This window comes from Mesorhizobium sp. M0991, assembly GCF_040318915.1.
GTDB lineage: Bacteria > Pseudomonadota > Alphaproteobacteria > Rhizobiales > Rhizobiaceae > Mesorhizobium.
The window spans coordinates 40,316-67,080 of the sequence record NZ_JAMYNE010000026.1; the positions used below are offsets into that span (position 1 = coordinate 40,316).

The window sequence follows — 26,765 nt, forward strand, 5'->3', positions numbered from 1 at the left end:
CTCTAACTATGTTGCCGGCGACTTTAAGAAGCGGACGGACGGTGACGGTCTGACCGGGCAGGGGGGTTGCGTGGCCGACAAGAATGGGCCAGACGGAACCGGAAAAACCGGCCGCGGCAAGCAGCATGAAGCCGACATCCGCGACGACGATCTTGAGCGCCGCCGGCGCGACCTTGAAGCATCGCTTGCGACAAGGCGGCCGGATCGGCTCGAGGGGAAAGACGACGCGAAAGCGGGCAGTGTGGCCGGGTACGGCCAGGCGCTCAAGCTGTCCAGCGAGTTCATCGCCGGGATAGTGGTCGGTGCGGCTCTCGGCTGGTTTATCGATCGCGTGGCGGGGACATCGCCATGGGGTCTGATAGTCGGGCTGCTGCTGGGTTTTGGCGCCGGCGTGCTAAATGTCCTGCGTTCAGCCGGGCTTGTGTCGGATTTCGGAACGGGCGACAAACCGCGCGATCCGAAAGAATGAATTGAGGCGCCGCATGCCGGCGCATTGAACAGGATACTGAAGCCGTCTGCGGCTTTGATGGGGATTTAAAGTGGCTGCTGACAAGGTCGATCCGATTCACCAGTTCCAGATCCATCCGATCATTCCGATTCACATCGGCGGCTACGACCTGTCTTTTACCAATTCGGCTCTGTTCATGCTTGCAACAGTTGCTGTCGCAGCGGCGTTTCTCTACCTCAGCACGTCGAGCCGCAGCCTCGTCCCGGGCCGCCTTCAGTCGGTCTCGGAAATGGCCTATGAATTTGTCGGCAATATGCTGAGGGACGCCGCGGGCACGCAAGGCATGAAGTTCTTCCCCTTCGTGTTCTCGCTGTTCATGTTCGTGCTTGTCGCTAACCTGCTTGGCCTGTTCCCGTATTTCTTCACCATCACCAGCCACATCATCGTCACCTTCGGCCTCGCTGCGCTGGTGATCGGAACGGTCGTCGTCTACGGCTTCACCAAGCACGGCCTTGGCTTCCTGAAGCTGTTCGTCCCGCATGGCGTGCCGATCTACCTGCTGCCGCTGGTGGTGCTTATCGAGGTGATTTCCTTCGTCTCGCGTCCGGTCAGCCTCTCGGTTCGCCTGTTCGCCAACATGCTCGCCGGTCACATCACGCTGAAAGTGTTCTCGGGCTTTGTCGTCAGCCTGAGCGCGCTCGGCGCGGTCGGCGTGGCGGGCTCGGTTCTGCCGCTGGCGATGGCCGTGGCGCTGACGGCGCTGGAGCTGCTGGTCGCGTTCCTGCAGGCCTACGTCTTTGCCGTGCTGACCTGCATGTATCTCAACGACGCCCTGCATCCCGGGCACTGACAAGGTTTCCGGCATTGCCGCCGGATCGATTTTGCAACGGAATTTTAGATCCAAAGGAGTTGAACAAATGGACGCAGAAGCAGCAAAGTACATCGGCGCCGGCATCGCATGCCTCGGCATGGGCGGCGCGGGCATCGGCCTCGGCAACATTTTCGGCAGCTATCTGGCGGGCGCGCTGCGCAACCCGTCGGCCGCCGACGGCCAGTTCGGCCGCCTGATTTTCGGCTTCGCCGTGACCGAAGCGCTGGGTATTTTCTCGCTTCTCATCGCGCTTCTCGCCCTGTTCGGCTGAATACTTGTTCGGCTGAACATTGGGAAGAATTGAACAGGCCGGCCGCGATCTTGCGGCGGGCCTGAATTTCGGGGATAGTCCATGTTCGTGACATCTGCCTTTGCGCAAGAGTCCGCGCCCGCCGTCGAAGGCGGCAGCGCCGCCACCGGCGTGCCTGCCGAGGCGCACGGCACGTTCCCGCCATTCAATCCGGCGACGTACCCGTCACAGCTGCTGTGGCTGGCAATCACTTTCGGGCTGTTCTACCTCTTCTTGAAACGGGTAGTGATGCCGCGCGTCGGCGGCATCATCGACGTTCGCAACGACCGCATCACGCAGGATCTCGATCATGCTGCCCGGCTGAAAAGCGAGGCCGATGCCGCCGTTGCCGCCTATGAGCAGGAATTGGCGGAAGCCAAGGGCAAGGCCAATGCGATCGGCCAGCAAGCCAACGATGCGGCCAAGGCGGAAGCCGAAGCTGCCCGCAAGACGATCGAGGCAGCGCTTGACCAGAAGCTTGGCGAGGCCGAGGCGCGTATTTCTTCCATCAAGGCCAATGCCATGAAGGAAGTCGGCACCATCGCCGAGGACACCGCTTCGGCCATCGTCGAGGCGCTTGTCGGCGGCAAGGCCAGCAAGGCCGAAATCGCGGCCGCCGTCAAATCCGTGGCCGGGTGAGGAGCGCATCATGGACGCCACATCTCTCGCGACGCTTTGGGCAACCGTTGCCCTCGTAATCTTCCTCGGCATTGCCATCTACATCAAGGTGCCGGGCATGATCGCCAAGGCGCTCGATGCGCGGGCCGACAAGATCAGCTCCGAGCTCGAGGAAGCGCGCCGGTTGCGCGAAGAGGCCCAGCAGCTGCTCGGCCAATACCAGCGCAAGCGCAAGGAAGCCGAGCAGGAGGCCGCGGCCATCGTCGCCGCCGCCAAGCGCGAAGCCGACATGCTTGCCGCCGAGGCGCACAAGAAGACCGAGGACTATGTCGCCCGGCGTACCGCCTTGGCCGAGCAGAAGATCGGCCAGGCCGAGCGCGAGGCGATCGGCGAAGTGCGCGCCAGCGCCGTCGACATCGCGGTCGAAGCCGCGCGCGCGCTGCTGGCCGGCAAGATCGACGCCAAGGCCGGCGCCGACCTGTTCAACGCCTCGCTGCAGGATTTGAAGTCGAAGCTGAACTGAACGGCTGCATCAACAAGTCATCGAAAGCCGCCTGAGAAACCTGGCGGCTTTTTTGTTAGCGAAAGCAGAGCGCGTAATCTCCCCCCTCGAGGGGGAGATGGCCGGCAGGCCAGAGGGGGTCGCCGCGCGTGGAGCGCCAGCCATTTCTGTCGTTCAACATGGTGTCGCGCCAGGACGTACCGACCCCCTCTGTCGCCTTCGGCGACATCTCCCCCTCGAGGGGGGAGATTACGCCTGGCCGGATCGCTCAATCCAGGCCCGAAAGGCCCTCTTCCTCCAGCACCTCGGTGCCGCCGAACCGGAACGGCGCGAAGGAGGCGCGGTGCAGCCGCGCCACTGGTCCATGCAGATCGATCGCCGTGCGATGGCGGACAGTGGCGTAGCCCATATGCAACTCGAAGCCGTAATGCACATGATGGCTGCCGCAGCCGCACATCATGCGGTCGCGCATCACCTTGGCGACGATCGAGGCTGCGGCGATCGACTGCGAGCGCTGGTCGCCCTTGATCAGCGCTCTGCCCTCGCAGGGCAGGCCAGGCGGCACGTCGCGGCCGTCGGCCAGCGCCAGCTTCGGCCGGATTGACAGGCCTGCCACGGCACGGCGCATCGCTTCTAGGCTGGCCTTGAGGATGTTGGAGGCATCGATGCCTTCGGCGCTGACCGAGGCCATCGATACGGCGAGCGCGGAGCCGAGGATTTTCAGGAACAGTGCCTCACGCTGCAAATGCGTCAGCCGCTTGGAATCATCGAGGCCGTCGGGGATGTTGGCGGGATCGAGAACCACCGCTGCCGCCACGACCGGCCCGGCGAGCGGGCCGCGGCCGGCCTCGTCCGTTCCCGCCACCGGCCACAGGCCTTCGGCCATCGCCTTCGTCTCGAAGGAGAAGTCGGGTCTCTCGACGATTTCGAAGAGAAGCGGAGAATCGGAACGCGGGCGAGCCATGGTGCGGCGAGGTTCGCATCGGCTCCGATTCTCCGCAAGTCCCTCCGGGTCGGGCGGGGCACCGGACCAGGAGGGGGCTACCGTCTGCAAGCCCGGGGACAGGACAGGCCGGACGGGATTTTTTCGCCTGCTGCCGGCCGTTTCAATCGGCTGGCGCGAGACGCTTTGTCACAGCAGCATCAGCTGCTCGGTTGCCTTGGCAGCAGGGATGAACCGGTCGGTCCTCAGCGAGCGCCGCTCGGCATTGAGGCCGAGCCGTTTGGCAGCGATCTCGAAGCGCCGGCCGATCTGCCAGGCATAGGGGCCGGAGCCTTTCATGCGCTTGCCCCATTCCGAATCGTAGTCCTTGCCGTCGCGCATCGAACGGATCAGCGACATGACATGGCGATAGCGGTCGGGATAGTGGCGCAGCAGCCAGTCCTTGAAGATCGGCGCGACCTCCAGCGGCAGGCGTAGCAGCACATAGCCGGCCTCGCGCGCGCCCGCTGCCTGCGCCGAATCGAGGATGCGCTCCATTTCCGGGTCGGTCAGTCCGGGGATGATCGGCGCGACCATCACCGAGGCCGGAATGCCGGCGTCCGAAAGCTGCCTGATCGCCTCCAGCCGCTTAGTCGGCGTCGACGCGCGTGGCTCCATGGTGCGCGCCAGCATGCGGTCGAGCGTCGTCACCGACAAGGCCACCTTGGCCAGCCCGCGTTCCGCCATGCGCGACAGAATGTCGATGTCACGTGTCACCAGCGCCGATTTGGTGACGATGCCGACCGGATGCCCGCGCGCCTCCAGCACTTCGAGGATCTCGCGCATGATCCGGTATTGCTTCTCGATCGGCTGGTAGGGATCTGTATTGGTGCCGATGGCGATGGTGCGCGGCTGGTAATTATCCCTGGACAATTCCTTGTCGAGCAGCCGCGCCGCATCCGGCTTGGCAAACAGCTTCGATTCGAAATCCAGCCCCGGCGACAGGCCCATGAAGCTGTGCGTCGGCCGCGCGAAACAATAAACGCAGCCATGTTCGCAGCCGCGATAGGGATTGATCGAGCGGTCGAAGGAGATGTCCGGCGATTCGTTGCGCGTGATGATGGTGCGCGGCTTCTCGACCTGTACCTCGGTCTTGAACGGCGGCAGCTCCTCCAGCGAATTCCAGCCATCGTCGAACACATGCCGGCTGACCGGCTCGAAACGGCCAGACGGATTGATGCCCGCCGACCTGCCGCGATTGCGGTCCGGGCGGACGCGCATGCCGCTCTGCTCGATCATCGCATTCGCCATCTCTGCCCTGCCAGCGCCGAAGGCGGCAATGTCGGCACGCACGATCTGTTCCATTTTGGCCCTTTCCCAGGGACTGTCCGCCCGTTGTCGAATCGCTCTGCTCATGAATGTATTCCTATCGCATCGATGAGAACAAAGCAAGAACTTTCTCGCAGCGCGCCGCAAAAACTGGCGCTGCCCACCGCTTTCCGCTATTCGGCTAAACATGCTCAGCGTCCTGATCGAAACCTTGAATGACGAGGAGGGCCTTGCCCGCACGCTCGCCTCGCTGATCGGTGGCGCGGTCGAAGGCGTGGTGCGCGACGTTCTCGTCTGTGACACCGGCTCGACCGATCAGACGCACCGCGTCGCCGAACATGCCGGCTGCCACTATGTCAGCGGCGGCATCGCCGCCGGCATCAGGCAGGCCAAGGGCGACTGGCTGCTTTTGCTAGAACCAGGCGCGCGGCTGGGGGAGGGCTGGATCGACGAGGTCGTCGCCCATACCGCCAGGCAAACCATGGCGGCGCGGTTCTCGCGGGCTCGCGGCAGCCGCGCGCCCTTCCTGTCACGCGTCTTTGCCGGAAATCGCGCTCTCGCCGAAGGCTTGGTGATCAGCAAGCGTCAGGCCGCGGCGCTGTCGAAGAACGCCCGCAGCGCCGAAGCGATCGCCCGCGGCCTGGCGACCAGGAGGCTCCACGCCGAGATCTGGGTCGCGCCGCGGAAGTGACGGCTTACCGTCCCGGTTCAGGGGCCCAAGCAAATTTTCTGGCGGCTCGTCGTTTATTGTGCATTGCACAAAATCTGGCCGGGCGTTACCATTCCCAGCGATATGGGCGAATAGGGTTTGGGGTGTGCCGGAGCGGCGACGGCTAACGTCGATGCTGTTCCCTCGACATTTTGAGGACCCCGATGACCCTTTCAAGCCCTGGAAAGTCCGGCGCTGCAAGCCTCGAGGCGATCGCACGCAACGGCGGTACGCTGCGCCGCATCGCCGCCCGCATTCCGACCTATCTTTCGGACCTTCGCGAGAATCCGGCATGGCTGCCAATGTTCATGCTGGCGCGCACCATGCCGGCGCGGCGCCTGCACTGGCGCGGTGCGAAGCCCGTTCCGCCGGCGCGCAATGTCGGTGAAACGATGTTCGCCGGCGTCGATCGCGATGCCGTCGTTGGCGCGCTGCAAACGGAGGGGCTCTATTCGGGCCTGATGCTGCCGGCCGCCATCCATGAGGAGATCGCCAGCTTCGCCGAGCACACGCCATGCTTCGGCAATTTCGACCGCCGGCTGGAATTCCTGCCCGAAAAACACGCCGATGCCGAAAAGCATTTCGGCCGTCCGCTGCTCAGCGGCCATTATTTCGAGCGGGTCCTCGACTGCAGCGCTGCGGTCGCCGTGCAGCGCGATCCGCTGCTTCTCGACATCGCGGCGCACTATCTCGGCAGTCAGGCCAAGCTGATCACCACCCGCGTCTGGTGGAGCTTTCCGACCGGTGGCGTCTCGGACGCCGACAAGAACATGGCCTCGCTCGGCAAATACCATTTCGACCTCGACGACTGGCGCATGCTGAAGTTCTTTTTCTACCTGGTGCCGGTCGACGCCGACACCGGGCCGCATGTCTATGTCCGCGGCTCCCACAACCGCCGCATCCTGAAGCACCAGCTGACGCTGCTAGTCGGCCATTCGGCGGAAGAGGTGCTGGGCGTCTATGGCGAGCAGAGCCCGGTTACGCTGACCGGGCAGGCCGGCCTCGGCTTTGTCGAGGACCCGTTCGGCTTCCATATGGGCACCGTGCCGACGCGCACGCCGCGGCTGATGATGGAGGTTGGCTTCGGCGTGTCGCCGCCCTCGCGCCGCCGGTTTCACGGTGAGCCGGTCATTCGCTGAAGGGATCAGCCGGCTGACCCCCTTGGCTCGCTTCAGCCGCGCCGCAAATGCTCGTCCAGGCGCGGCATGATCTCGACGAAGTTGCAGGGCATGTGCCGGTAGTCGAGCTGCGGCTTCAAGATGCCGTCCCAGGCGTCCTTGCAGGCGCCCGGCGAGCCCGGCAACACGAAAACAAAGGTGGCATTGACGACGCCGCCGGTTGCCCGGCTCTGGATCGTCGAAGTGCCGATCTTGTCGTAGGAGATGCGGTGGAACACTTCGGAAAAGCCGTCCATGCGCTTTTCGAAGCTCGGCTCCAGCGCTTCCGGCGTCACGTCGCGGCCGGTGAAGCCGGTGCCGCCGGTGGTGATGACGACATCGATCGCTTCGTCCTTCGACCAGCCCAGGACCTTGTCGCGGATCTTGTCGCGGTCGTCGGTGACGATGTCGCGGGCGGCGAGGATATGGCCGGCCTCGGCAATGCGGTCGGCCAGCGTCTGCCCGGATTTGTCGTCGGCGAGGCTGCGCGTATCGGAAACGGTCAGTACCGCGATGCGCACGGGAACGAAGGGGCGGCTCTCGTCAATCCTGGCCATGGGCATCAGCCTCCGATGTCACGCTTCGCGTCGCCGCGACAAACCAGCCTGGATGGCGGCTGCGAATATCGACGGCCGCGCGCTTGGCCACATTGCCGGTCTCGAACAGGCCGAAGCAGGTGGCGCCGGAACCGGACATCCTGGCAAAACCGGCTCCGGCCTTGTTCAGCACGGAAAGCGCCTTGCCGATGGCGGGCTGGATTGCGCGCGCCGCAGGCTCGAGATCGTTGCGGGTGATCTCCAGCCAGTTGCGGATGCTGTGGAAGTCGAGGTTGCGCGGCAGCGGCGGCAGCCCCGCATTGTCGCGGCGGCCAAGCGCCTCGAACACGTCGGCCGTCGAGACGGCAGTGCCGGGATTGGCGAGCACCAGACCCAGCGCCGGGAAACCCGGCACGAGCGTCAGCTCGTCGCCGATGCCGCAGGCGATCAGCGGCTTGGCGGCGAGGCACATCGGCACGTCGGCGCCGAGCGACAGGCCGATCCGCGCCAGTTCGGCATCGCCGACATCAAGTCCCCAGATCTGGACCAGCGCGCGCAGCACAGCCGCCGCATCGCTCGATCCGCCGCCGACGCCGGACGCGACCGGCAGGTTCTTTTCGAGCCTGATGGCGACAGCCGGCGCGTGCTGGGGACCGGCCTCCCGCCGCAGCGCGTCGCGCGCTTTCAGCACCAGGTTACTATCGTCGGCCGGCACCGCGGAGGCGTATTTGCCGGACACCGAAAACCCATCGCTGTCGGCAAGTTCCGTCTCGATGCGGTCGCCGAAGCGCGTGAACACAGCCAGGCTTTCGATCATGTGATAACCGTCGGCGCGCCGGCCGGTGACGTGCAGCGCGAGATTTATCTTGGCATGCGCATGCGACGCCCGAATGCTGGCCCCGGAATTCATTGGCTCGGCCGCGAGGGGGACGACGGTCAATCCTTGGCCAGACGGTATTCGCCGGTCTTCGGATCCTTGACCAGTGTTCCCATGGTGCCGTTGGCCGTCTGCTTTTCGGCCCGACGTACCTTGGCGGTCACCCGCTCGGCTTCCCTGACGAAGGAGCGGTAGCCGAAATAGGCGGCAATGCCGACGACGGCGAAGAAAATGATCTGCGGCATGTCAAACTCCTCCCTCGCAAGGCCGGCAAGGCGGCCGGTCGGGTCGGTTGATGATTTATGCTAGACGTTTTCACCGGCTTTTCAAAGCCCGAAGCGCGCCCACAGCGCGCGCTCTTCCGCCGCATCGATGACGCCGCTTGCCGCGGCGGCGGCGATATCGGGCGCCGAAAAGCTCGAGCCGAACAGGCCGAAGCGGCCGAACAGGCCGCGCGGCGCGGTGATCAGCTTGAGCTGGGTCTTCGGCCCAAAACGGCTCTTCAGCACGCTGCGCATGTCGCCGAGCGCATCGACCAGCCCGAGCTCTAGCCCCTTCTTGGCCGTCCAGAACAGGCCGGTGAACAGGTCGGGATCGTCCTTGAGCTTGCTGCCGCGCCTGTCCTTGACGAGATCGATGAAGGTCTCGTGGACCTCGAGCTGCAGCGCCTTCAGGCGCTCGACGTCTTCCTTCTTTTCCGGCTTGAACGGGTCGAGCACCGCCTTGTTCTGGCCGGCGGTGTGAACGCGGCGCTCGACGCCAATTTTCTTCAACAGCTCCGGAAAGCCGAACGAGGCCGACACCACGCCGATCGAGCCGACGATGGAGGACGGGTCGGCAAAGATCTCGTCGCCGGCGACAGCGATCATGTAGCCGCCAGATGCCGCCACGTCCTCGACGAAAACCAGGACCTTCTTGTTCTTCTCGCTCGCCAGGTCGCGGATGCGCCTGAAGATCAGCCGCGACTGCACCGGCGAGCCCCCTGGCGAATTGATCGAGATGGCGACCGCCGGCGCGTCGAATGAAAACAGCTTTTCGAGAAGGCCGGCGGTGGAAGCGAGCGACAGGCTGGGCCGGAACTGACCGCCGCCGGGCATGATCGTGCCGTGCAGCCGGATGACTGGAATGGTGACGACGGTGGAGCGCCAGGATTTCGGCAGCAGGCGGTTGAAAAGACGTTTCACGAGGGGGCGGTCTCCGGTCGATTTGCTTGAGGCATGTAGGAATTCGCCGGCCAACGGCAATGCCGTCGCCCTGGCAATCAGAATGGATCAGTCTCCGAACAGCGACGCCAGCCCGTTATTGATCAGCTCTGCCCGCTCCGAAGGGCCATTGCCTGAATAGGCATGCAGCATCAGCGGCGGCTGGATCGACAATTTGCCGCGTGCGCCGAGTGCTGCCCGGACGACGATGCGGATCGCCGCCGCTTCCGGGCGAGGGTGGACGGCCAGCATCTCGGGGTCGCCGAAGCGGCCGGCAATGGCATCGAGGATGGCGCCGAGCTGTTCCGGCCGGGCGATGACGGCCAGCCCGCCGCTCGGCCTGACCACCGCGGCCGCGCTGCGGATCCAGCTGTCGAACAGCCCGTCCTCCGAGACATGCGCGGCCTTTCTCAGCGGATCGGGCGTCGCGCGATCCTCTGCGGCATTGAACGGCGGGTTCATGATGACGAAATCGAAGCTGTTGTCCTCGAGGCCGGCGGCCGCTCGCGCCCGGCCCGACAGCGCGACATCGGCGACGAGCACCGAGGCGCGGTCGCTGAGATGCGCATTGCCAGGATGGGCAAGCGTGGTGGTGGCGAAGGCCGCCATTTCCGGGGAACGCTCGACAAGCACGGCCTCGGCAGCGGGGCAGCGCGACAGTACCGCCAGGCCGGCGGCACCGGCACCCGCGCCAAAGTCGGCTAGCCGCCCAGCGAAGGAGGACGGCACGGCAGCCGCCAGCATCATCGCATCCATGCCGGCGCGGTGGCCGGCCTTTCTCGGCTGCACCAGCCAGAAGCGACCGCGATGGAAGGCGTCGACCGTATGAGCCGGCATGTCCGGGACAAGGGCAGCGGGCGACGCGGACATTATTTTTGGCGGATCTCGTTGGCGATGCCGGCATCCGTCAGGATGCGCCGTGCCGCATCGGCCTTGTCTGCGTCCACCATGACACGGCGGGGCAGGATGCCGATCGAGCCGTCGAGCACGCTCATGTTCTGGTCGGCGACGAAACAGCCGATACCGGCATCGCGCATCAGCGATTCGACAAACGAAATGATGACGGCGTCGTTGGTGCGGATGAGCTCTATCATCGGATGAAACTCGCAGTTTGCGGCGTTGATGTAAACGTAGGCGTGATCATGTACCAGAGCCGGCGCGCCAATTCGCCTCTTGCCGCGCCGGTGGGTGACACCCTAGAGTTTGTCCAGGGACCATGTTGCCGTCGTGCATATCGAGGTTGGGAGTTTTGCCGTGGGTGTCGTTCTCAATATTGAAAACGGGAAGCGCGAAGCCGCCTCGATAAAGGACCTCATGGACCTGACCGCGGCCGACATGGGGCGCGTCAACAAATTGATCCTGTCGAAGGCCGGCTCCGATGTCGAGATGATCCCGGAGATTGCCAACCATTTGATCTCATCCGGCGGCAAACGGCTGCGGCCGATGTTGACGCTCGCCGCCGCCCAGATGTTCGGCTATTCCGGCGACGGCCATGTCAAGCTCGCCACATCGGTCGAATTCATGCATACCGCGACACTTCTCCACGACGACGTCGTCGACGAAAGCGGCATGCGGCGCGGCAAGAAGACCGCCCGCATGATCTGGGGCAACCAGGCAAGTGTTCTGGTCGGCGATTTCCTGCTCGGCCAGGCCTTTCGCATGATGGTCGATGTCGGCTCGCTGGAAGCGCTCGACATCCTGTCGAGTGCGGCCTCGGTGATCGCCGAAGGCGAGGTGATGCAGCTTGCCGCCGCCAAAAACCTCGAGACCACCGAGGACGAGCATTTCGCGGTGATCAAGGCCAAGACCGCAGCGCTGTTCTCCGCTGCCGCCGAAGTCGGCCCGGTCATCGCCCAGGCGACGCGCAACGATCGCGCAGCACTCCGCTCCTACGGCATGAATCTCGGCCTTGCCTTCCAGCTGATCGATGACGCGCTGGATTACGGCGGCACCAGCAAGGATCTCGGCAAGAATGTCGGCGACGATTTTCGCGAGGGCAAGGTGACGCTGCCGGTGATCCTCGCCTATCGGCGCGGCACCAAGGCCGAGCGCAGCTTCTGGAAACGCGCCATCGAGGACAATGCCGCCGACGATGCCGGGCTGGAGAAGGCCATCGGCCTGATGCTCCGCCACGGCGCGATTGCCGACACCATCGGGCGCGCCCGCCATTTCGGGGAAATCGCCCGCGACGCGCTGGCGCCGCTCGAAGCGACGCCGCAGAAATCGGCGCTGATCGACGTCATCGATTTCTGCATCAGCCGGGTGAACTGAGAGGCGTCGGCGCCCCCGCGCCTGTTCTCATCGCCCCTTTGCCGGAAGCACCATTGCTGCCAGCAGGCTGACGACGATGCCCGCCGCCGCGAGCCAGAAGGCGACTTGGATGCCGTCGGCGACGGCAATTTTCAAAGCATCGCCTGACAATTCGCCGATTTGGCTGTTCGCAATCGCAATCAGCACGGCCATGCCGATGGCGTTGCCGACATTGAGCGTCGTCGAAGCCATCCCCGAGGCGACGCCTTGCTGGTCATGGGCAACACCGGAAGCGGCGGCAATCCACATTGCGGTCCAGACGATGCCTTGTCCCACGCCGGAGACGATCAGGCCAGGTACCAGGGACAGATAGCTGCTCTCCGCGCTCGCGCCTGATACCATCAATGCTGTGCCGACCGCGCCGACGATCATGCCGCCGACCAGCGTGCTGCGTGTCGAAAAACGCGTTGCCAGACGCTCGCCGGCTTGCGTGCCGGTGGCGATGGCGACCGACGGCACGAGAAAGGCGAGGCCCGTCTGCAAGGCGGTGAAGCCGTGCACGTTCTGCAGCAGCACGGTGAGGAAGTAGGGCAGCGCGCCGAAGGTCGCCATGTAGAGGAAGGTGATCGTCATGCCGGCGACAAGGCTGCGGTTGTGGAACAGGCGCAGCGGCATCAGCGGATCGGCGCTGTTGGCCTCGATCACGGTGAAGGCGATCAGGAAGAATGCCGCCAGTGCCGCGCTGACGATGATTGCGGTCGAGCCCCAGCCATATTCGGGCCCCTGAACCAGGGTGAAGACAAGCAGCGTCGCGCCGGCGGTGACGGTCAGTGCGCCCGGCAGATCGAAGCTGCGCTGCTCGTGCGGCTTGCGATCGCGCGGGATGATGGCGAAAGCCGCGATGATGGCGATCCCAGCCAGCAGCACGTTGACGTAGAAGACCGACGGCCAGCCGAAGGCGCTGGTCAGAAACCCGCCGGCAAGCGAACCGAGCGTCAGGCCGCTGGCGCCTGCGCCGCCCCAGACCGCGAGCGCCCGGTTGCGTTCCGCTCCCTCGGCGAACAGGCGGTTGATCAGCGACAGCGTCGCAGGAAACAGGAACGCGGCGCCGATGCCTTGTACCGCGCGTGCCGCGATGATGATTTCCGGCGACCATGCGAGGCCGCCGACAAGCGACGAAAGCGCGTAGAGCCAGAGCGCGAAGATGAAGACGCGGCGCTGGCCGATCAGGTCGGCAGCCCGGCCGCCGAACAGCAGGAAGCCGCCGGTGAACACGGTATAGGCGCTGACCACCCACTGCAGGGTCTGGCCTGAAAATCCGAGGCCGGCGCCGATCTCCGGCAACGCCACGAACACGATGTTGAGGTCGAGCGAGATGATGAGCTGCGCGAAGGCGAGGAGCGCCAGAGTTGCGCCGTGTTTCGCCCTGCTTGCTCCTTGCGTTATCGCCCCGAGCGGCGCGCCTTGATCGAGTGAACTCATGCCGGTCTCCTTGTCGACAATTATTTAATGATCGACAAAGAATTGAAATTTGCAATCCGAAGTCAAGCGGATTATTTGTTGATCGACAAAAAATTGGAGACCGCCATGGCAGGCAGGCCAAGGGAATTCGACCGCGACCAGGCGCTGGAGAAAGCCCGTGACGCCTTCTGGAGACGCGGCTACGAGGGCACCTCGATGGCCGATCTCGTATCGGCACTTGGTCTCGCATCGGCGCGCATCTATGCCGCCTTCGGCTCGAAGGAGGACCTGTTTCGCGAAGCGGTGGCGCTTTACGAAGCCAATGAGGGCGGCTTCGCCACGCGCGCGCTAGAGGAAGAACCAAATGTCCGGCGCGTCATCGAGCGCATGCTTCGCGACGCCGTCGAAATCTATACGAGGCCGGGTCGGCCGCAGGGCTGCATGGTGGTGACGGCCGCCACCAATTGCGCCGTCGAAAATGACGCCGTGCTGCAATGGCTGGCGGAGCACCGGCTGGCGCGCACCGCATCGATCGTCGAGCGGTTGAAGCAGGCCGTGCGCGATGGCGAATTGAAGCCGGATACCGATGCCGAGGCGCTGGGTGACTATTACGCCACGCTGATGCACGGCCTTTCGGTCCAGGCACGCGACGGCGTGCCGAAAAAGCGGCTGCACGATCTTGTCACCGTCGCCATGCAAGCGCTCGACGCAAGGCTTTCGCAAACGTCCTGAGTTTCAGGGCCGTGACGCCTGTTTCTCATTGCCGGATTGTGGCAATGCGGTCGTGCGACCTCTTTCGGCATGGTTTATTAATTGCTTGACCCGATTGTGAATTCGGGCCGGGTTGAAGCACGACCCCAAAAAGGCCATGCTTTAGCTGTAAAGATCGAGTCTACGGCGATCCCGCTGACGCGGAGATGGCGTTTGGCTGAAAGGGATATGATGCGGCAAGGATATGCGCGCTGGCTGACGGGGCTGGCAATCGCGACGGGCATGGCGATCTCGGCTTTGCCGGCGCATGCCAAACAGACCGCCGAGCCGGTCAGGATCACATCCTTCTCGGGAGCCTATCTCGCCGCGCGGATTGCCGAAGGCGACAACGACCTCGACAGCGCCATTTCCTATTACAAGCAGGCGCTTGCGTTCGATCCGAACGATACGGGACTGCAGCAAAGCCTGATGCTGTCGCTGATCGCGCAGGGGCGCTTCGACGAGTCCCTGGTCTATGCCGACAAGCTCAAGGCGGTTCCCGACGTCGAGCGCTTCTCGCGCCTGGCGCTGGCCATCGATTCCTTCCACAAGAAGGATTTCTCCAAGGCCGAATACTGGCTCAAGCTGTCGCTCGAATCCGATCTCGACCGCCTGATCTCCGGCGTCATGACCGGCTGGGCCAAGCAGGGTGCGGGCGACGCCGGCGAGGCCATGGCTTCCATCGACAAGCTGCAGGGCCCCGACTGGTTCAGCCTGTTCAAGTCCTTCCACCGCGCCTTGATTGCCGACGCCTCGGGCCTGCCCGACAGGGCGGATGCGCTCTACACCGCCACCCTGCAGGACACGGCGGCAGGCGGTGCCGCCCCCGAAACATGGATGCGCAGCGCGCAGGCCTATGCCTCTTTCCTCGCCCGCAAAGGCGACAAGGCCAAGGCGCTGTCGGTGCTCGACAAGGCCGAGACGTTTGCGCCCGGCAAGGTCGAGATTGCAGCGCTTCGCGACAAGATCAACAAGGGCGAAAAAAAGATCCAACCCTTCGCTGCCGGCCCGTCGGACGGCGCCTCGGAAATCCTGCTCGATCTCGCCACCGCGCTCAACCGCGGCGGCGGCGAGCCGTTCGTGCGGCTCTATCTGCAATACGCGCTGGCGCTGAGGCCCGACAACGACGCGGCGCTCGTTCAGCTCGCCGCCGTTGCCGAGCAGTTGAAGGACGGCGAGGGCGCCATCGCGCTCTATCGCCGCATTCCGGCCAGTTCGCCGCTGAAGGAGCTTTCGGACCTGCAGCTTGGCCTCAACCTTGCCGATCTCGACCGCAACGACGAGGCGATCGCTCACCTCAAGGCCATCGTCGATGCGCATCCAGACGACATGCGCGCGTATCTGGCGCTCGGCGGCGTCTATTCCTCGAAGGAGGATTTCCGCTCCGCCGCCAATCTTTACGACAAGGCGGTAGAGGTGCTGAAGACGCCGACCGCCGCCAACTGGAACATTTTCTACCAGCGCGGCATCGCCTATGAGCGGCTGAAGGAATGGCCGAAGGCCGAGCCGAATTTCCGCAAGGCGCTGGAGCTCTACCCCGACCAGCCGCAGGTTCTGAACTATCTCGGCTATTCCTGGGTCGACAAGAACATGAACCTCAAGGAAGGCCTCGCGATGATCCAGAAGGCCGTCGACCTGAGGCCGAGCGACGGCTACATCGTCGACTCGCTGGGCTGGGCCTATTACCGCCTTGGCCAGTTCGACGACGCTGTGCGCGAAATGGAACGCGCCGTTTCGTTGAAGCCGGAGGATCCGGTGCTCAACGATCACCTCGGCGACGCCTACTGGCGCGTTGGCCGCAAGCTGGAAGCCACCTTCCAGTGGAACCAGGCCCGCGACCTGAAGCCGGACCCGGATGTGCTTGCCACCTTGCAGCAGAAATTGATGAAGGGCCTGCCGCCGATCGAATCCAACACGGCGCAGGAAACCCCGAACGTAAAGCCCGAGCCGGCGCCCGCGCCGAAGGGGTGACCCCATCGCCTTGACGGTCGCGGAGCGGCACTCTACGAGGTGCCGCATCCCGCCGGAGGCCGCCGTGACCGTTGATATCCCTGCCCACATGCATCCCAGCCGCTCGTTCCAGGGGCTGATCCTGACCTTGCATAATTATTGGGCGGACTATGGCTGCGTCGTCCTTCAGCCTTACGACATGGAAGTCGGCGCCGGCACATTCCATCCGGCAACGACGTTGCGCGCGCTCGGCCCAAAACGCTGGAACGCGGCCTATGTCCAGCCCTCGCGCCGCCCCAAGGACGGCCGCTATGGCGAGAACCCGAACCGGCTGCAGCACTATTACCAATACCAGGTGATCCTGAAGCCCAATCCGCCCAATCTGCAGGAGCTTTACCTCGGCTCGCTGGCCGCGATCGGCATCGATCCGCTGCTGCACGACATCCGCTTCGTCGAGGACGACTGGGAAAGCCCGACGCTGGGCGCCTGGGGGCTGGGCTGGGAGTGCTGGTGCGACGGCATGGAGGTCTCGCAGTTCACCTATTTCCAGCAGGTCTGCGGCATCGAATGCGCACCGGTAGCGGGTGAGCTCACCTACGGGCTGGAACGGCTGGCCATGTATGTGCAGGGCGTCGACAATGTCTACGACCTCAACTTCAACGGCCGCGAAGGCGCCGACAAGGTGACTTATGGCGATGTCTTCCTGCAGGCCGAGCAGGAATATTCGCGCCACAATTTCGAATTTGCCAACACCGCGATGTTGCTGCGCCATTTCGAAGACGCCGAAGCCGAGTGCAAGGCGCTGCTACAAGCCGGCGCGCCCATCTCCCCCCTTGAGGGGGAGACGCCCGCGAAGCGGGCAGAGGGGGTCGCCTCAGAAGGCACCACAAGCCAGGCGTCGAGCACTGCACGGGCGACCCCTCCCGGCCAGACTTTGTCTGGCCACCCTCCCCTCAAGGGGGAGGGATACCACCGCCTGGTATTCCCGGCCTACGACCAGTGCATCAAGGCCAGCCATGTCTTCAACCTGCTCGACGCACGCGGCGTGATTTCGGTCACCGAGCGCCAGAGTTACATCTTGCGGGTGCGCAATCTGGCCAAGGCCTGCGGCGAGGCATTTTTGCTGACTGACGCTGGTGGGCTGGCGGCTTAGCTCCAGGCGATTTCGACGGGAGCGCTGATTTGTAACGCGCCCTGGCCACTGGAGCCGGCCATTGTCCGCAGCGCTTGCCTGACGCCCGGCATCGTGAACGTGCCATGGGCCTGCGCTGCAAAACAGGCGCTTAGCGCGAGGATCTGCAGGAATGTCGATGCCGTTTTCATGGTCGTCCAGCCAATAGCTCTCTGCCTGAGCGTTGGTCGCTTCAGCGCTGCGTTCGGTTCATGGAAATCTTTGATCCAAGGACGGGCGGACCGGCGCGTGTCCGACAGGCGGCTGAATTTTTTCGGAAATCGCCGTTGGACGCCTTGATCTTGCTGGGAAGGGTGACAGCAGCCGACCGAGTTGCTATGCCCCGCTTACCTCCGCCTCGATGGGGGAGGACGCCGCGAAGCGGCGGCTGTTTTTTGTCGCGTGAGCTCTTTCAATGCCTGACCTGCTTCTAGAACTTCGTTCCGAGGAAATCCCCGCGCGCATGCAGCGCAAGGCGGCCGGCGACCTGAAGAAGCTTTTGACGGACGGTCTGGTCGAAGCCGGGCTGACCTATGAGGCTGCGCGCGAATATTGGACGCCGCGCCGGTTGGCGCTCGACATCCGCGGCCTGACCGCCCGCTCGAAGGACATCAGCGAGGAGATCAAGGGGCCCTCGACCAAGGCCCCCGAGCAGGCGGTGCAAGGTTTTCTGCGCAAGGCCGGCCTTGCCTCGATTGCCGAGGCGCATGTTCATTCCGATCCGAAGAAGGGCGACTTCTACGTCGCCCATATTTCCAGGCCGGGCAGACCGGCGGAGCAGATCATCGCCGAGCTGGTGCCGGGCATCATCCGCAACTTCCCCTGGCCGAAATCGATGCGCTGGGGGCCGGCTTCGGCCAAGCCCGGCTCGCTGCGCTGGGTGCGGCCGCTGCAATCGATCCTGTGTACCTTCGGCCCCGAAACCGAGGAGCCGGTGGTGGTCGATTTCGAGATCGACGGCATCCACTCCGGCAACGTCACCTACGGCCACCGTTTTCATGCGCCGGGCGCCATCACGGTGCGCCGCTTCGACGATTATGTCGCGAAGCTGGAGGCAGCCAAGGTCGTGCTCGATGCCGACCGGCGCAAGGAGATCATTCTTGCCGATGCCAGGAATCTTGCCTTCGCCAGCGGGCTCGACCTCGTCGAGGACGAGGGGCTGCTGGAGGAAGTGTCGGGCCTGGTCGAATGGCCCGTCGTGCTGATGGGCGAATTCGAGCAGGATTTTCTGGCCATTCCGGCCGAGGTGATCCGGCTCACCATCCGCGCTAACCAGAAGTGTTTTGTGACGCGGCCGCACGCCGGCGAAGAGCTCTCCAACCGTTTCATACTGACCGCCAATATCGAGGCCAAGGATGGCGGCAAGGAGATTGCCCACGGCAACGGCAAGGTGGTGCGCGCCCGCCTGTCCGACGCGCTCTATTTCTGGAAGACCGACCAGGGCGACCTGCCGGATCTCGACCAGCTGCAGGCATCGACGGAAAAGTTTGGGCTTGATCTCAAAAAGCCGCTCGACCAGCGCATGGCCCGCCTCGACCATCTCAATGTGACGTTTCATGCCAAGCTCGGTACGCAAGGCGAGCGGGTAGAACGGATTGCGCGCTTGGCCGAAGAACTGGCACCAATCGTGGCGCAGTCGATCTCCCCCCTCGAGGGGGAGATGGCCGGTAGGCCAGAGGGGGTCGCTTCGCGTGAAGCGCCGGCATCCTCTGTCCGCGATAGAGCGTCGCGTCAGGACGTGCCGACCCCCTCTGTCGCCTTCGGCGACATCTCCCCCTCAAGGGGGGAGATTACCGCGCTCGCTCGTCGCGCTGCCGTCCTCGCCAAGGCCGACCTCACCACCGAAGTGGTTGGCGAATTCCCGGAACTGCAAGGCGCCATGGGCCGCAAATACGCGCTGCTGCAGGGCGAGCATCCTTCTGTCGCCGCCGCGATCGAGGAACACTACAAGCCGCAGGGACCGTCAGATCGTGTTCCCACCGATCCGGTTTCGATCGCAGTAGCGCTCGCCGACAAGCTGGATACGCTGGTTGGATTCTGGGCGATCGATGAAAAGCCGACCGGATCGAAGGACCCCTATGCGCTGAGGAGGGCGGCGCTGGGCGTGGTCAGGATCTTGGTTGAGAACGGCGTGAACATTTCGCTTCTCCGTTCGATGATGTCTCCGATAGTAGCGGCATATATGAAATTCCAACGTGACGGATCGCAGCCTTACCTTGAGGCCGCAGATCGACTGACGTCAGCTGGTCTTGCTACAACAACTTACAGAGCTGAAGTTTATGACCGCCTTGTAGGGCTGTCTGGAAAAGAGGCCTTCGCCGAAAAGACGCCTGAGATGGCGTGGCGCTTGAGTCACGACCTCCTCTCCTTCTTCCACGACCGCTTGAAAGTCTACCTCCGCGACCAGGGCGCGCGGCATGATCTGATCGACGCGGTGCTGGCGGCAGGTTCGCGCCCGATCTCCCCCCTCGTGGGGGAGATGTCGGCGCAGCCGACAGAGGGGGGCGCTGTCCCGCCGGCCTCTCGGCGCGAGGCACCCCCCTCTGCCCTGCCGGGCATCTCCCCCTCAAGGGGGGAGATTGGCCAAAACGACGACCTGCTGCAAATCGTCCGCCGGGTCGAAGCACTCGGCTCCTTCCTCGACACCGAGGACGGCAGGAACCTGCTTGCCGGCACCAAGCGCGCCGCCAACATCGTGGCTGCCGAAGAGAAGAAGGCGACGGCGATTGCAAGCAGCGTTGAGCCGGCTCTGTTCCGGGAGGACGCAGAAAAAATACTGTTCGCGGCGGTGAATCAGGCCGAGAGGCAAGCCGGCGAAGCAATTCAAAACGAAGACTTTTCCGCCGCCATGCTGGCGCTTAGCCTGTTGCGCGAGCCGGTTGATTCATTTTTTGAGAAAGTCCTCGTAAACGATGAGGACCAGGCGGTGCGCGCCAATCGCCTGGCATTGCTCGCCCGCATCCGCGCGGCGACCGACCGGGTCGCGGACTTCTCGAAGATAGCCGGCTGACATCGGCGAAAAAATCATCGCTTACCGGCCATTCGAGCCGGCTTACAGTCATACGCCGATGATCTGTGCGTGGCAAAAGGAACGTGTTCCCAACCCACGGAGGCTTCCATGAATTCCGCTCACGACATCGAAGTGACAGAAGAGACCGAGACGCTTGAACCCACCTCCGAAACGACGCTCGACGAGGCCGCTGCCGCCGCCATCGAGGCTGCCGATCTGTCGGATGACGAGGACGGCGACGATGAAGACACCGACAAGGAAGCTACTGAAGACGATAAGTCGGCTACCCTCTCCGACGACGACGACGACGATGACAACGAGGAAGAGGAAGACGACGAGGACAGCGTGAAGGCCGAAAGCGCCGTCGGCGAAAAAGACGCTGACGGCGACGAATCGGACGACGCCGACGATACGGACGAAGAAGAAGCGGCCTGAGACTTCACGCCGCTTCAGTCAGTAAACCAGGGCGGCGCTTTCGCGCGGCCCTGGTTTCCGGCGCTGCTTCAGGCGCTATTTCGGCTGGTCGGGAGCTGCTAGCGGCGCCGGCTGCGGCGCTACGGGCTCGGGGGTTTTGCTGGCGACCTTTGGGTCGGCTTTGCTGTCCGCGGCGGGCGCGGCAGCGGTGGCCTGCGCGGCTTTGGGCGCGGGCGTTGCAAAGGCGTCGCCGACGATACCGCCGCGAATGATCATCGGGCTTCCGGTGAAGCCATGACTCGGCTGGCTCGGGATTGCCGCGACCTTTTCATCGGTGACGGTTTCATTGACGTTGGGCGATTTCTCGCCGAGCGCGACGATCGACGGTGTTTTCGCGCGCTCGACAGCGCCCACCGCACCAACCACAGAAGGCGCCCCCGTCGTCTGCCCAAGAAAAACCAGTGACGAGGCCTGTGCCGTGCCGGCCATAAACGCCAGACCAAGCGCTCCAACGATACGCATCGAAAGCATCATAATTCCCCTTGCCCAACAAGACGGCACCCTAGCCGAGGGCAATTGATGCCGGCTTGCGGGGAAACATCGCATTTTAGCGATTTATCATTCGCCAACCCTGGGCTTGCTCGCCCGGCCTCGCCGTATTAGGCACCCGCATCCGTGAGGTGACGACAGTGGCTGAAATTCGTGCCGTCGGCGAGGCGATGGAAAGGGCGTTGGCGCTGCTCGAGAGCGGCGATGTCGTCGCCATACCGACCGAGACCGTCTATGGGCTGGCCGGCGACGCGACCAATGGCGTTGCCGTGGCCCGCATCTTCGAAGCCAAGGGCCGCCCGCGTTTCAACCCGCTGATCGCCCATATAGCCGATCCGGCGATGGCTGAGCGTATCGCGCTGTTCGATCCGCTGTCGGAAAGATTGGCGCAGATATTCTGGCCGGGGCCGCTGACGCTGGTGCTGCCGCAACGGCCCGGCAACGGCATTCATCCGCTGGTCACCGCAGGGCTGGACACCATCGCGCTGCGCATGCCGAAAGGCTTTGGCGGCGAGCTGATCGCCAGGTTCGGCCGCGCGCTTGCGGCGCCCAGTGCCAATTCCTCGGGCAGGATCAGCGCTACGACGGCGGAAGCCGTGGCCGCCGACCTCGGCCCCAGGATCAAGCTTGTGGTCGATGGCGGCGCGACGCCGGTCGGGCTGGAATCGACCATCCTCAAGGTCGAAGCTGGAAAGCTGCGGCTGCTGCGGCCGGGCGGCATTGCCGCCGAAGAGATCGAAGCGGTCGCCGGGACAAAGTTGCTGCGCGGCGCTTCGGTCATCGAGGCGCCCGGGATGCTCGCCTCGCACTATGCACCAGGTGCGGCGGTGCGGCTCAATGCTGCGGAGGTCGCACCGGGCGAAGCCTTGCTGGCCTTCGGTGGCCGCCGTGCCGAAGGCTGGCGCGATGCAGCCGCACTGCGTAACCTGTCGGAGACCGGCGACCTGCGCGAGGCGGCAAGCAATCTCTTCGCCCATCTGCAGGATCTCGATCGCAGCGGCGCCAAAACCATCGCCGTCGAGCCGATCCCGTTCGACGGCCTGGGCGAGGCGATCAATGACCGGCTTTCGCGCGCCGCCGCCCCGCGTGACAAGATCGCCCCTCGTGACAAGATGGATTGGGCACCATAGTTTCCACCTATGAACGACATTTCCCCCGACCTCGACCCCGCCGTCGTCGCGCGCTTTGCGACAATCGTCGGTGACAAATATGCGCTGCGCGATCAGCAGGACATCGCGCCTTACCTCGCCGAGCGGCGCGGACTTTGGCATGGCAGGACGGCTCTGGTGCTGAGGCCGGGGACCGTCGAGGAGGTCAGCCGCATCATGCGGCTGGCGAGCGAAACGGGCACGCCGATTGTACCGCAAAGCGGCAACACCGGGCTGGTCGGCGCCCAGGTGCCGGACGCGTCCGGCCGCGAGATCGTGCTGTCGCTGTCGCGGCTAAACCGCATCCGCGAGATCGATACCCTGTCCAACACGGTGACGGTCGAAACCGGCGTCATCCTGCAGACGCTGCAGGAAGCGGCCGATGCCGCCGACCGGCTGTTTCCGCTGTCGCTTGCCGCGCAAGGCTCCTGCCAGATCGGCGGCAATCTCTCTTCCAACGCCGGTGGCACCGGCGTGCTTGCCTACGGCAATGCGCGCGAACTCTGCCTCGGCGTCGAAGTGGTGCTGCCGACCGGCGAAGTGTTCGACGATCTGCGCAAGCTGAAGAAGGACAATACCGGTTATGATCTGAAGGACCTGTTCGTCGGCGCCGAGGGTACGCTCGGCATCATCACCGCCGCCGTGCTCAAGCTTTTCCCCAAGCCCAAGGGGCGCGAGGTGGCGTTTGCCGGCCTGTCATCGCCGGAGGCGGCACTGTCGCTGTTCAGCCTGGCGATGGACCGTGCAGGGGCAGCGCTCACCGCCTTCGAGCTGATCGGCCAAAGGCCCTACGACTTCACGCTACGCCACGCACAAGGCGTAGTGCGGCTGCTGGCCGGCGATTGGCCGTGGTATGTGCTGATGCAGATCTCGTCGGGCCGCTCGGCCGAGGATGCACGGGCGCTGATCGAGGAGGTGCTGGAGGCAGGCCTCGAGCAAGGGATCGTCGGCGATGCGGTGATCGCGGCAAGCATGGCCCAGGGCGACGCGTTCTGGAATTTCCGCGAGGTGCTGCCCGAGGCGCAGAAACCGGAAGGTGCCTCGATCAAGCACGACATCTCGGTGCCGGTGGCGTCGATCCCGCCCTTCATCGAAAAGGCCGCCGGCGCCGTGCAATCGGTCAGTCCCGGCGCACGCGTCGTCTGCTTCGGCCACATGGGCGACGGCAATCTGCACTACAACATCTCCCGGCCGGTCGACGGCGATGACGAGGCGTTTCTCGGCCTTTACCACGTCATGAACAAGGCCGTGCACGACGTCGTGCGCTCGTTTCACGGCTCGATCTCGGCCGAGCACGGCATCGGCCAGTTGAAGCGGGACGAATTGATCGCGACGGCGCCGACAATGGCGATCGAGCTGATGCGCAGGGTGAAGGCCGCGTTCGACCCGGCCGGCATCATGAATCCGGGTAAGGTTATCTGATCCTTTCGCCGGCCTGCGCCGGTTCGCATTCCGATAACCATCCGCCCCGGATCAGCAAAATTTAACCGACTTTCTTAAGCGCGAGGATAAGAAGCTCGCGCTAATGTTTCTCCACAACGAGGCTGGGAAAACCGGCCCGGAGAACCGGAAACACCGGCTCTCAGGAGAAACAGGAAAGGCACGATATGAACACTGGACTGAAGCCAGTCTGGGCCGGCCGCAATATGCGTCTCGACCCATTCCGCCTGCCGCAGGTGGTGAGTTACGCCACGCGCGACGACTATGGCGACGTCACCTTCACCATCGACCAGCGCGGCGCGGTTATCCGCCGCACGCTGGAGATGAGTGGCGTGCCGGCGATCATCGCTCTGCCCGCCAACGCGTTTCGCGGCGTCGCCGCCCGCGCCATGGAGGATCCGGATGGCAATGTCACAGTGACGCTCGAGCTTCTGCACAACGACCCGATGCTGTCGGTGCCGCTGCTGGTGGCCGACGATCTCGACGACGTCGCCGCCGACTGGCGCGCCTGGGCCGATGCCTACCGCCTGCCGATGCTGCTGATCGAAGCCGACGGCATTGCCCGTACGCTCGAAGAATCGCTCGGCGCCGCCATCAAGGCGCTGCCGGCGCAGGACCGCCGCAAGGGCCGCGTCTCGACCATGCGCCGTCCGCGCTTCCTCGCCCGCCGCCGCGCCGGCGACCTCGGCCTCAGGCTGGTCATCGGAGGCGAGGAGCTTATTTCGCGGGAGTAGCTAAACCAGCGGCTTCAGCGCCACCCAAGCCGCGCCGCCGATCAGGCCGAGGAAGATCAGCCAGCCGACCTGGTTGTTCGATCTGAACAGCCTCAGGCACTGGTCCGGATCGTCGATGTCGAGCACGGCGATCTGCCGCGCCATATGCGCGCCGGCGGCGATCAGCCCAGCCAGCGCCGGCACGGGTGCCTGCGCCGAGGCAAAGGCAATGGCGAAGCAGACCAGCGCTCCGCCATAAAGCCCGGCCAGCCAGGCCTTGGTATTGTCGCCGAACAGGCGCGCCGTCGAGCGCACGCCGACGATGGCGTCGTCTTCCTTGTCCTGATGCGCATAGATCGTGTCGTAGCCGATCACCCACAGGATCGAGCCGATATAGAGCATGATTGCCGGTCCATCGAGATCGCCGAACTCGACCGCCCATCCCATCAGCGCTCCCCAGGAAAAGGCAAGTCCGAGAACGAGTTGCGGCCAATTGGTGTACCGCTTCATGAATGGGTAGACGGCGACGATGACCAGCGAGCCGATGCCGAGCGAGATGGCGAAGCTGTTGAACTGCAAAAGCACGGCAAGGCCGACCAGTGCCTGTACGACAACAAACATCCAGGCCTGCCGGCGCGTGACCTTGCCGGCCGGCAGCGGCCGCGAGCGCGTGCGTTCCACCTGGTTGTCGATGTCCTCGTCGACCAAATCATTGTAGGTGCAGCCGGCGCCACGCATGGCGAACGCGCCGAGAAAAAACAGCAGCAGATACCACGGCGACGGCAGCAGCGAGAGCAGCGGATCCGCCGGACGCGGATAGGCGCTCGCCGCAAGGGCAGCCGACCACCAGCATGGCCACAGCAGCAATTGCCAGCCGATCGGCCGGTCCCACCGGGCAAGCTGCGCATAGGGCCACAACCCCCGCGGCAGCGCGCGATAGACCCAGTGGCCGCTCGGCGCATCGGCGACGCGGCCCTGGGCCGCTTTCGACTGGACGGTTTCCATTTTGCTGGAGTGGCAGCAGAGGCGAATGCCGTCAAGCGTCAAGCAGGCCGGATCCGCTCGCGGCGCGGAATCGCCGCCGCGGCAGCCAAATGTCTTGACCCGCCGCCCGGGGCGCAATAGCGCAGTCCTGATCGGAACGGGCAAGGAATCCAGGCATGCGTGTTTTGCTGATCGGCTCCGGCGGACGAGAACATGCGCTGGCCTGGAAGATGGCGGCGTCGCCGCTGCTGACCAAACTCTACGCGGCGCCCGGCAATCCGGGCATCGGCGGCGAAGCCGAGCTGGTGAGGCTCGATGTTTCGGATCATGCAGCGGTGGTCCGGTTTTGCCGCGAGAAAGAAATAGATCTCGTCGTGGTCGGCCCGGAAGGGCCGCTGGTTGCCGGCATTGCCGACGACCTTCGCGCCGAGGGCATCCGCGTCTTCGGCCCCTCAAAGGCAGCGGCGCGGCTGGAAGGCTCGAAGGGTTTTACCAAAGACCTCTGCGCCAGATACGGCATCCCGACCGCCGCCTATGGCCGCTTCGGCGATCTGGGTTCGGCCAAGGCCTATGTCGAGAAGACGGGTGCGCCGATCGTCATTAAGGCCGACGGTCTTGCTGCCGGCAAGGGTGTCACCGTCGCCATGACGCTTGACGAGGCGCTGGCCGCGCTGGACGCCTGTTTCGACGGCTCCTTCGGCCAGGCCGGCGCCGAAGTGGTGGTCGAAGAGTTTCTCAGCGGCGAGGAGGCAAGCTTCTTCTGCCTCTGCGACGGAACCACCGCGCTGCCCTTCGGCACCGCGCAGGACCACAAGCGCCTCAGTGACGGCGACACCGGCCCGAACACCGGCGGCATGGGCGCCTATTCGCCGGCGCCGGTGATGACGCCGGAGATGATCGACCGAACCATGCGCGAGATCGTCGAGCCGACCATGCGCGGCATGGCTGAAACAGGCGTACCGTTTTCCGGCGTGCTGTTCGCCGGACTGATGATATCGGACAAGGGCCCGAAGCTGATCGAATACAACACCCGTTTCGGCGACCCGGAATGCCAGGTGCTGATGATGCGGCTGAAGGACGATCTCCTGGTCCTGCTCAACGCCGCCGCCGACGGCCAGCTGGCACACACCTCGGTGCGCTGGCGCGACGAGGCGGCGCTCACCGTGGTGATGGCAGCCAGGGGTTATCCCGGCACGCCGGAAAAGGGCTCGGTCATTCGCGGCGTCGAGGCGGCAGCAGGTGGCGGCGTCGAGATATTTCATGCCGGCACCGCCATCAACGGCGGCGCACTCGTCGCCAATGGCGGTCGCGTGCTCAACATCACGGCGACAGGCCGAACCGTCGGCGAGGCGCAGAAGAAGGCCTACGCCGCGCTCGACCGGATCGACTGGCCGCAAGGCTTTTGCCGCCGCGACATTGGCTGGCTGGCAGTGGCGCGCGAGCAGTCGAACTGACGTTTAAGGCG

The 26,765-nt window shown here is 64.5% G+C and carries 29 protein-coding genes; 17 read left to right on the forward strand and 12 right to left on the reverse strand.

The features are described from left to right. The first annotated feature begins 70 nt into the window (after positions 1-70). The 5 genes from NKH70_RS27725 to NKH70_RS27745 all read left to right on the forward strand — a co-directional run bounded on the left by NKH70_RS27725 (position 71) and on the right by NKH70_RS27745 (position 2,749). Positions 71-469, forward strand: a complete 399-nt coding sequence (locus NKH70_RS27725; RefSeq protein WP_352720635.1) for an AtpZ/AtpI family protein — start codon at positions 71-73, stop codon at positions 467-469. Positions 470-539: 70 nt separating this feature from the next. Continuing rightward, the gene (locus tag NKH70_RS27730; protein ID WP_352469059.1) at positions 540-1,298 is read left to right on the forward strand and encodes a F0F1 ATP synthase subunit A; all 759 of its coding nucleotides are present in this window, start codon (positions 540-542) and stop codon (positions 1,296-1,298) included. 67 nt (positions 1,299-1,365) lie between these two features. Further along, positions 1,366-1,590: a F0F1 ATP synthase subunit C gene (locus NKH70_RS27735; RefSeq protein WP_006206606.1), complete on the forward strand. Its 225-nt coding sequence runs from the start codon at positions 1,366-1,368 to the stop codon at positions 1,588-1,590. Between the two features lie 81 nt (positions 1,591-1,671). Continuing rightward, positions 1,672-2,247, forward strand: coding sequence for a F0F1 ATP synthase subunit B (locus NKH70_RS27740; protein ID WP_352720631.1), 576 nt, complete (start codon positions 1,672-1,674; stop codon positions 2,245-2,247). Between the two features lie 10 nt (positions 2,248-2,257). Next, positions 2,258-2,749 carry a F0F1 ATP synthase subunit B gene (locus tag NKH70_RS27745; RefSeq protein WP_023674071.1) on the forward strand — a complete coding sequence of 164 codons (492 nt, stop codon included), beginning with the start codon at positions 2,258-2,260 and terminating at the stop codon, positions 2,747-2,749. Positions 2,750-2,996: 247 nt separating this feature from the next. Here NKH70_RS27745 and rnhB read toward each other — a convergent pair whose 3' ends face one another. Both rnhB and NKH70_RS27755 read right to left on the reverse strand, forming a co-directional pair. Next, the gene (gene rnhB / locus NKH70_RS27750; protein ID WP_352720629.1) at positions 2,997-3,692 is read right to left on the reverse strand and encodes a ribonuclease HII; all 696 of its coding nucleotides are present in this window, start codon (positions 3,690-3,692) and stop codon (positions 2,997-2,999) included. 168 nt (positions 3,693-3,860) lie between these two features. Further along, positions 3,861-5,015: a PA0069 family radical SAM protein gene (locus NKH70_RS27755; RefSeq protein ID WP_352720627.1), complete on the reverse strand. Its 1,155-nt coding sequence runs from the start codon at positions 5,013-5,015 to the stop codon at positions 3,861-3,863. A 151-nt stretch (positions 5,016-5,166) separates the two neighbouring features. On the opposite strand from NKH70_RS27755, the gene NKH70_RS27760 reads away from it, so the two are divergent. Then, on the forward strand, positions 5,167-5,670 hold the full coding sequence (locus NKH70_RS27760) for a glycosyltransferase (protein WP_292664385.1): 504 nt from the start codon (positions 5,167-5,169) through the stop codon (positions 5,668-5,670). A 182-nt stretch (positions 5,671-5,852) separates the two neighbouring features. Continuing rightward, the gene (locus NKH70_RS27765; RefSeq protein ID WP_353026655.1) at positions 5,853-6,827 is read left to right on the forward strand and encodes a phytanoyl-CoA dioxygenase family protein; all 975 of its coding nucleotides are present in this window, start codon (positions 5,853-5,855) and stop codon (positions 6,825-6,827) included. Positions 6,828-6,859: 32 nt separating this feature from the next. Here NKH70_RS27765 and moaB read toward each other — a convergent pair whose 3' ends face one another. The 6 genes from moaB to NKH70_RS27795 form a co-directional block, all read right to left on the reverse strand. Then, positions 6,860-7,402 carry a molybdenum cofactor biosynthesis protein B gene (gene moaB / locus NKH70_RS27770; protein WP_352720623.1) on the reverse strand — a complete coding sequence of 181 codons (543 nt, stop codon included), beginning with the start codon at positions 7,400-7,402 and terminating at the stop codon, positions 6,860-6,862. Further along, a complete protein-coding gene (locus tag NKH70_RS27775; RefSeq protein ID WP_352720621.1) occupies positions 7,389-8,291 on the reverse strand; it encodes a 4-(cytidine 5'-diphospho)-2-C-methyl-D-erythritol kinase in 903 nt (300 codons plus the stop codon). The genes moaB and NKH70_RS27775 overlap by 14 nt, the downstream gene beginning before the upstream one ends. 26 nt (positions 8,292-8,317) lie before the next feature. Then, positions 8,318-8,503, reverse strand: coding sequence for a hypothetical protein (locus NKH70_RS27780; protein WP_292665400.1), 186 nt, complete (start codon positions 8,501-8,503; stop codon positions 8,318-8,320). A gap of 81 nt (positions 8,504-8,584) precedes the next feature. Beyond that, positions 8,585-9,442, reverse strand: a complete 858-nt coding sequence (locus tag NKH70_RS27785) for a S49 family peptidase (protein ID WP_352456850.1) — start codon at positions 9,440-9,442, stop codon at positions 8,585-8,587. 87 nt (positions 9,443-9,529) lie between these two features. Further along, the gene (locus tag NKH70_RS27790; protein WP_352720619.1) at positions 9,530-10,330 is read right to left on the reverse strand and encodes a tRNA1(Val) (adenine(37)-N6)-methyltransferase; all 801 of its coding nucleotides are present in this window, start codon (positions 10,328-10,330) and stop codon (positions 9,530-9,532) included. Beyond that, positions 10,330-10,554 (reverse strand): putative signal transducing protein, encoded by a 225-nt coding sequence (locus tag NKH70_RS27795; RefSeq protein ID WP_023674082.1) that lies wholly within the window; start codon positions 10,552-10,554, stop codon positions 10,330-10,332. The genes NKH70_RS27790 and NKH70_RS27795 overlap by 1 nt, the downstream gene beginning before the upstream one ends. Before the next feature lie 160 nt (positions 10,555-10,714). Here NKH70_RS27795 and NKH70_RS27800 point away from each other — a divergent pair, with 160 nt between their 5' ends. Then, entirely contained in the window at positions 10,715-11,731 is a 1,017-nt protein-coding gene (locus NKH70_RS27800) for a polyprenyl synthetase family protein (protein WP_352469050.1), read from the forward strand. A 27-nt stretch (positions 11,732-11,758) separates the two neighbouring features. On the opposite strand, the gene NKH70_RS27805 is transcribed toward NKH70_RS27800, so the two are convergent. Further along, the gene (locus NKH70_RS27805) at positions 11,759-13,192 is read right to left on the reverse strand and encodes an MFS transporter (RefSeq protein ID WP_352720617.1); all 1,434 of its coding nucleotides are present in this window, start codon (positions 13,190-13,192) and stop codon (positions 11,759-11,761) included. Between the two features lie 105 nt (positions 13,193-13,297). Here NKH70_RS27805 and NKH70_RS27810 point away from each other — a divergent pair, with 105 nt between their 5' ends. From NKH70_RS27810 to NKH70_RS27820, 3 genes are all read left to right on the forward strand, one after another. Then, positions 13,298-13,903 carry a TetR/AcrR family transcriptional regulator gene (locus NKH70_RS27810; RefSeq protein WP_352720615.1) on the forward strand — a complete coding sequence of 202 codons (606 nt, stop codon included), beginning with the start codon at positions 13,298-13,300 and terminating at the stop codon, positions 13,901-13,903. A gap of 210 nt (positions 13,904-14,113) precedes the next feature. After that, positions 14,114-15,892, forward strand: coding sequence for a tetratricopeptide repeat protein (locus tag NKH70_RS27815; protein ID WP_352720695.1), 1,779 nt, complete (start codon positions 14,114-14,116; stop codon positions 15,890-15,892). Between the two features lie 64 nt (positions 15,893-15,956). Further along, complete coding sequence (locus NKH70_RS27820) at positions 15,957-17,024, forward strand: glycine--tRNA ligase subunit alpha (RefSeq protein ID WP_352720613.1); 1,068 nt, start codon at positions 15,957-15,959, stop codon at positions 17,022-17,024. On the opposite strand, the gene NKH70_RS27825 is transcribed toward NKH70_RS27820, so the two are convergent. Then, on the reverse strand, positions 17,021-17,194 hold the full coding sequence (locus NKH70_RS27825) for a hypothetical protein (protein ID WP_352720611.1): 174 nt from the start codon (positions 17,192-17,194) through the stop codon (positions 17,021-17,023). The two genes, NKH70_RS27820 and NKH70_RS27825, sit on opposite strands and share 4 nt — an antisense overlap. A gap of 263 nt (positions 17,195-17,457) precedes the next feature. Between NKH70_RS27825 and glyS the strand changes: the two genes are divergently transcribed. Together glyS and NKH70_RS27835 are read left to right on the forward strand one after the other, a co-directional pair. Continuing rightward, complete coding sequence (gene glyS, locus NKH70_RS27830; RefSeq protein ID WP_352720609.1) at positions 17,458-20,052, forward strand: glycine--tRNA ligase subunit beta; 2,595 nt, start codon at positions 17,458-17,460, stop codon at positions 20,050-20,052. Positions 20,053-20,184: 132 nt separating this feature from the next. Continuing rightward, a complete protein-coding gene (locus NKH70_RS27835; protein ID WP_352720607.1) occupies positions 20,185-20,487 on the forward strand; it encodes an ATPase in 303 nt (100 codons plus the stop codon). A gap of 75 nt (positions 20,488-20,562) precedes the next feature. On the opposite strand, the gene NKH70_RS27840 is transcribed toward NKH70_RS27835, so the two are convergent. Further along, complete coding sequence (locus tag NKH70_RS27840; protein ID WP_352720605.1) at positions 20,563-20,955, reverse strand: hypothetical protein; 393 nt, start codon at positions 20,953-20,955, stop codon at positions 20,563-20,565. A gap of 200 nt (positions 20,956-21,155) precedes the next feature. Here NKH70_RS27840 and NKH70_RS27845 point away from each other — a divergent pair, with 200 nt between their 5' ends. From NKH70_RS27845 to NKH70_RS27855, 3 genes are all read left to right on the forward strand, one after another. Continuing rightward, a complete protein-coding gene (locus tag NKH70_RS27845; protein WP_352720603.1) occupies positions 21,156-22,145 on the forward strand; it encodes an L-threonylcarbamoyladenylate synthase in 990 nt (329 codons plus the stop codon). A gap of 9 nt (positions 22,146-22,154) precedes the next feature. Then, positions 22,155-23,585, forward strand: coding sequence for an FAD-binding oxidoreductase (locus NKH70_RS27850; RefSeq protein ID WP_352720601.1), 1,431 nt, complete (start codon positions 22,155-22,157; stop codon positions 23,583-23,585). Positions 23,586-23,770: 185 nt separating this feature from the next. Further along, positions 23,771-24,337 carry a DUF6101 family protein gene (locus NKH70_RS27855; protein ID WP_023674094.1) on the forward strand — a complete coding sequence of 189 codons (567 nt, stop codon included), beginning with the start codon at positions 23,771-23,773 and terminating at the stop codon, positions 24,335-24,337. Here NKH70_RS27855 and ubiA read toward each other — a convergent pair whose 3' ends face one another. Further along, the gene (gene ubiA / locus NKH70_RS27860) at positions 24,338-25,321 is read right to left on the reverse strand and encodes a 4-hydroxybenzoate octaprenyltransferase (protein ID WP_352720693.1); all 984 of its coding nucleotides are present in this window, start codon (positions 25,319-25,321) and stop codon (positions 24,338-24,340) included. A gap of 155 nt (positions 25,322-25,476) precedes the next feature. Here ubiA and purD point away from each other — a divergent pair, with 155 nt between their 5' ends. Next, positions 25,477-26,754 (forward strand): phosphoribosylamine--glycine ligase, encoded by a 1,278-nt coding sequence (gene purD, locus NKH70_RS27865; protein ID WP_352720599.1) that lies wholly within the window; start codon positions 25,477-25,479, stop codon positions 26,752-26,754. Positions 26,755-26,765 lie beyond the last annotated feature (11 nt).

Coding starts and splice junctions, on each gene's coding strand:
- NKH70_RS27825 (WP_352720611.1), bottom strand. CDS start 17,194: ATGAAAACGGCATCGACATTCCTGCAGATCCTCGCGCTAAGCGCCTGT.
- moaB (WP_352720623.1), bottom strand. CDS start 7,402: ATGGCCAGGATTGACGAGAGCCGCCCCTTCGTTCCCGTGCGCATCGCG.
- NKH70_RS27765 (WP_353026655.1), top strand. CDS start 5,853: ATGACCCTTTCAAGCCCTGGAAAGTCCGGCGCTGCAAGCCTCGAGGCG.
- rnhB (WP_352720629.1), bottom strand. CDS start 3,692: ATGGCTCGCCCGCGTTCCGATTCTCCGCTTCTCTTCGAAATCGTCGAG.
- NKH70_RS27790 (WP_352720619.1), bottom strand. CDS start 10,330: ATGTCCGCGTCGCCCGCTGCCCTTGTCCCGGACATGCCGGCTCATACG.
- NKH70_RS27850 (WP_352720601.1), top strand. CDS start 22,155: ATGAACGACATTTCCCCCGACCTCGACCCCGCCGTCGTCGCGCGCTTT.
- NKH70_RS27805 (WP_352720617.1), bottom strand. CDS start 13,192: ATGAGTTCACTCGATCAAGGCGCGCCGCTCGGGGCGATAACGCAAGGA.
- NKH70_RS27815 (WP_352720695.1), top strand. CDS start 14,114: ATGCGGCAAGGATATGCGCGCTGGCTGACGGGGCTGGCAATCGCGACG.
- NKH70_RS27795 (WP_023674082.1), bottom strand. CDS start 10,554: ATGATAGAGCTCATCCGCACCAACGACGCCGTCATCATTTCGTTTGTC.
- NKH70_RS27780 (WP_292665400.1), bottom strand. CDS start 8,503: ATGCCGCAGATCATTTTCTTCGCCGTCGTCGGCATTGCCGCCTATTTC.
- NKH70_RS27745 (WP_023674071.1), top strand. CDS start 2,258: ATGGACGCCACATCTCTCGCGACGCTTTGGGCAACCGTTGCCCTCGTA.
- NKH70_RS27810 (WP_352720615.1), top strand. CDS start 13,298: ATGGCAGGCAGGCCAAGGGAATTCGACCGCGACCAGGCGCTGGAGAAA.
- NKH70_RS27740 (WP_352720631.1), top strand. CDS start 1,672: ATGTTCGTGACATCTGCCTTTGCGCAAGAGTCCGCGCCCGCCGTCGAA.
- NKH70_RS27855 (WP_023674094.1), top strand. CDS start 23,771: ATGAACACTGGACTGAAGCCAGTCTGGGCCGGCCGCAATATGCGTCTC.
- NKH70_RS27760 (WP_292664385.1), top strand. CDS start 5,167: ATGCTCAGCGTCCTGATCGAAACCTTGAATGACGAGGAGGGCCTTGCC.
- NKH70_RS27775 (WP_352720621.1), bottom strand. CDS start 8,291: ATGAATTCCGGGGCCAGCATTCGGGCGTCGCATGCGCATGCCAAGATA.
- purD (WP_352720599.1), top strand. CDS start 25,477: ATGCGTGTTTTGCTGATCGGCTCCGGCGGACGAGAACATGCGCTGGCC.
- glyS (WP_352720609.1), top strand. CDS start 17,458: ATGCCTGACCTGCTTCTAGAACTTCGTTCCGAGGAAATCCCCGCGCGC.
- NKH70_RS27840 (WP_352720605.1), bottom strand. CDS start 20,955: ATGGCCGGCACGGCACAGGCCTCGTCACTGGTTTTTCTTGGGCAGACG.
- NKH70_RS27735 (WP_006206606.1), top strand. CDS start 1,366: ATGGACGCAGAAGCAGCAAAGTACATCGGCGCCGGCATCGCATGCCTC.
- ubiA (WP_352720693.1), bottom strand. CDS start 25,321: ATGGAAACCGTCCAGTCGAAAGCGGCCCAGGGCCGCGTCGCCGATGCG.
- NKH70_RS27755 (WP_352720627.1), bottom strand. CDS start 5,015: ATGGAACAGATCGTGCGTGCCGACATTGCCGCCTTCGGCGCTGGCAGG.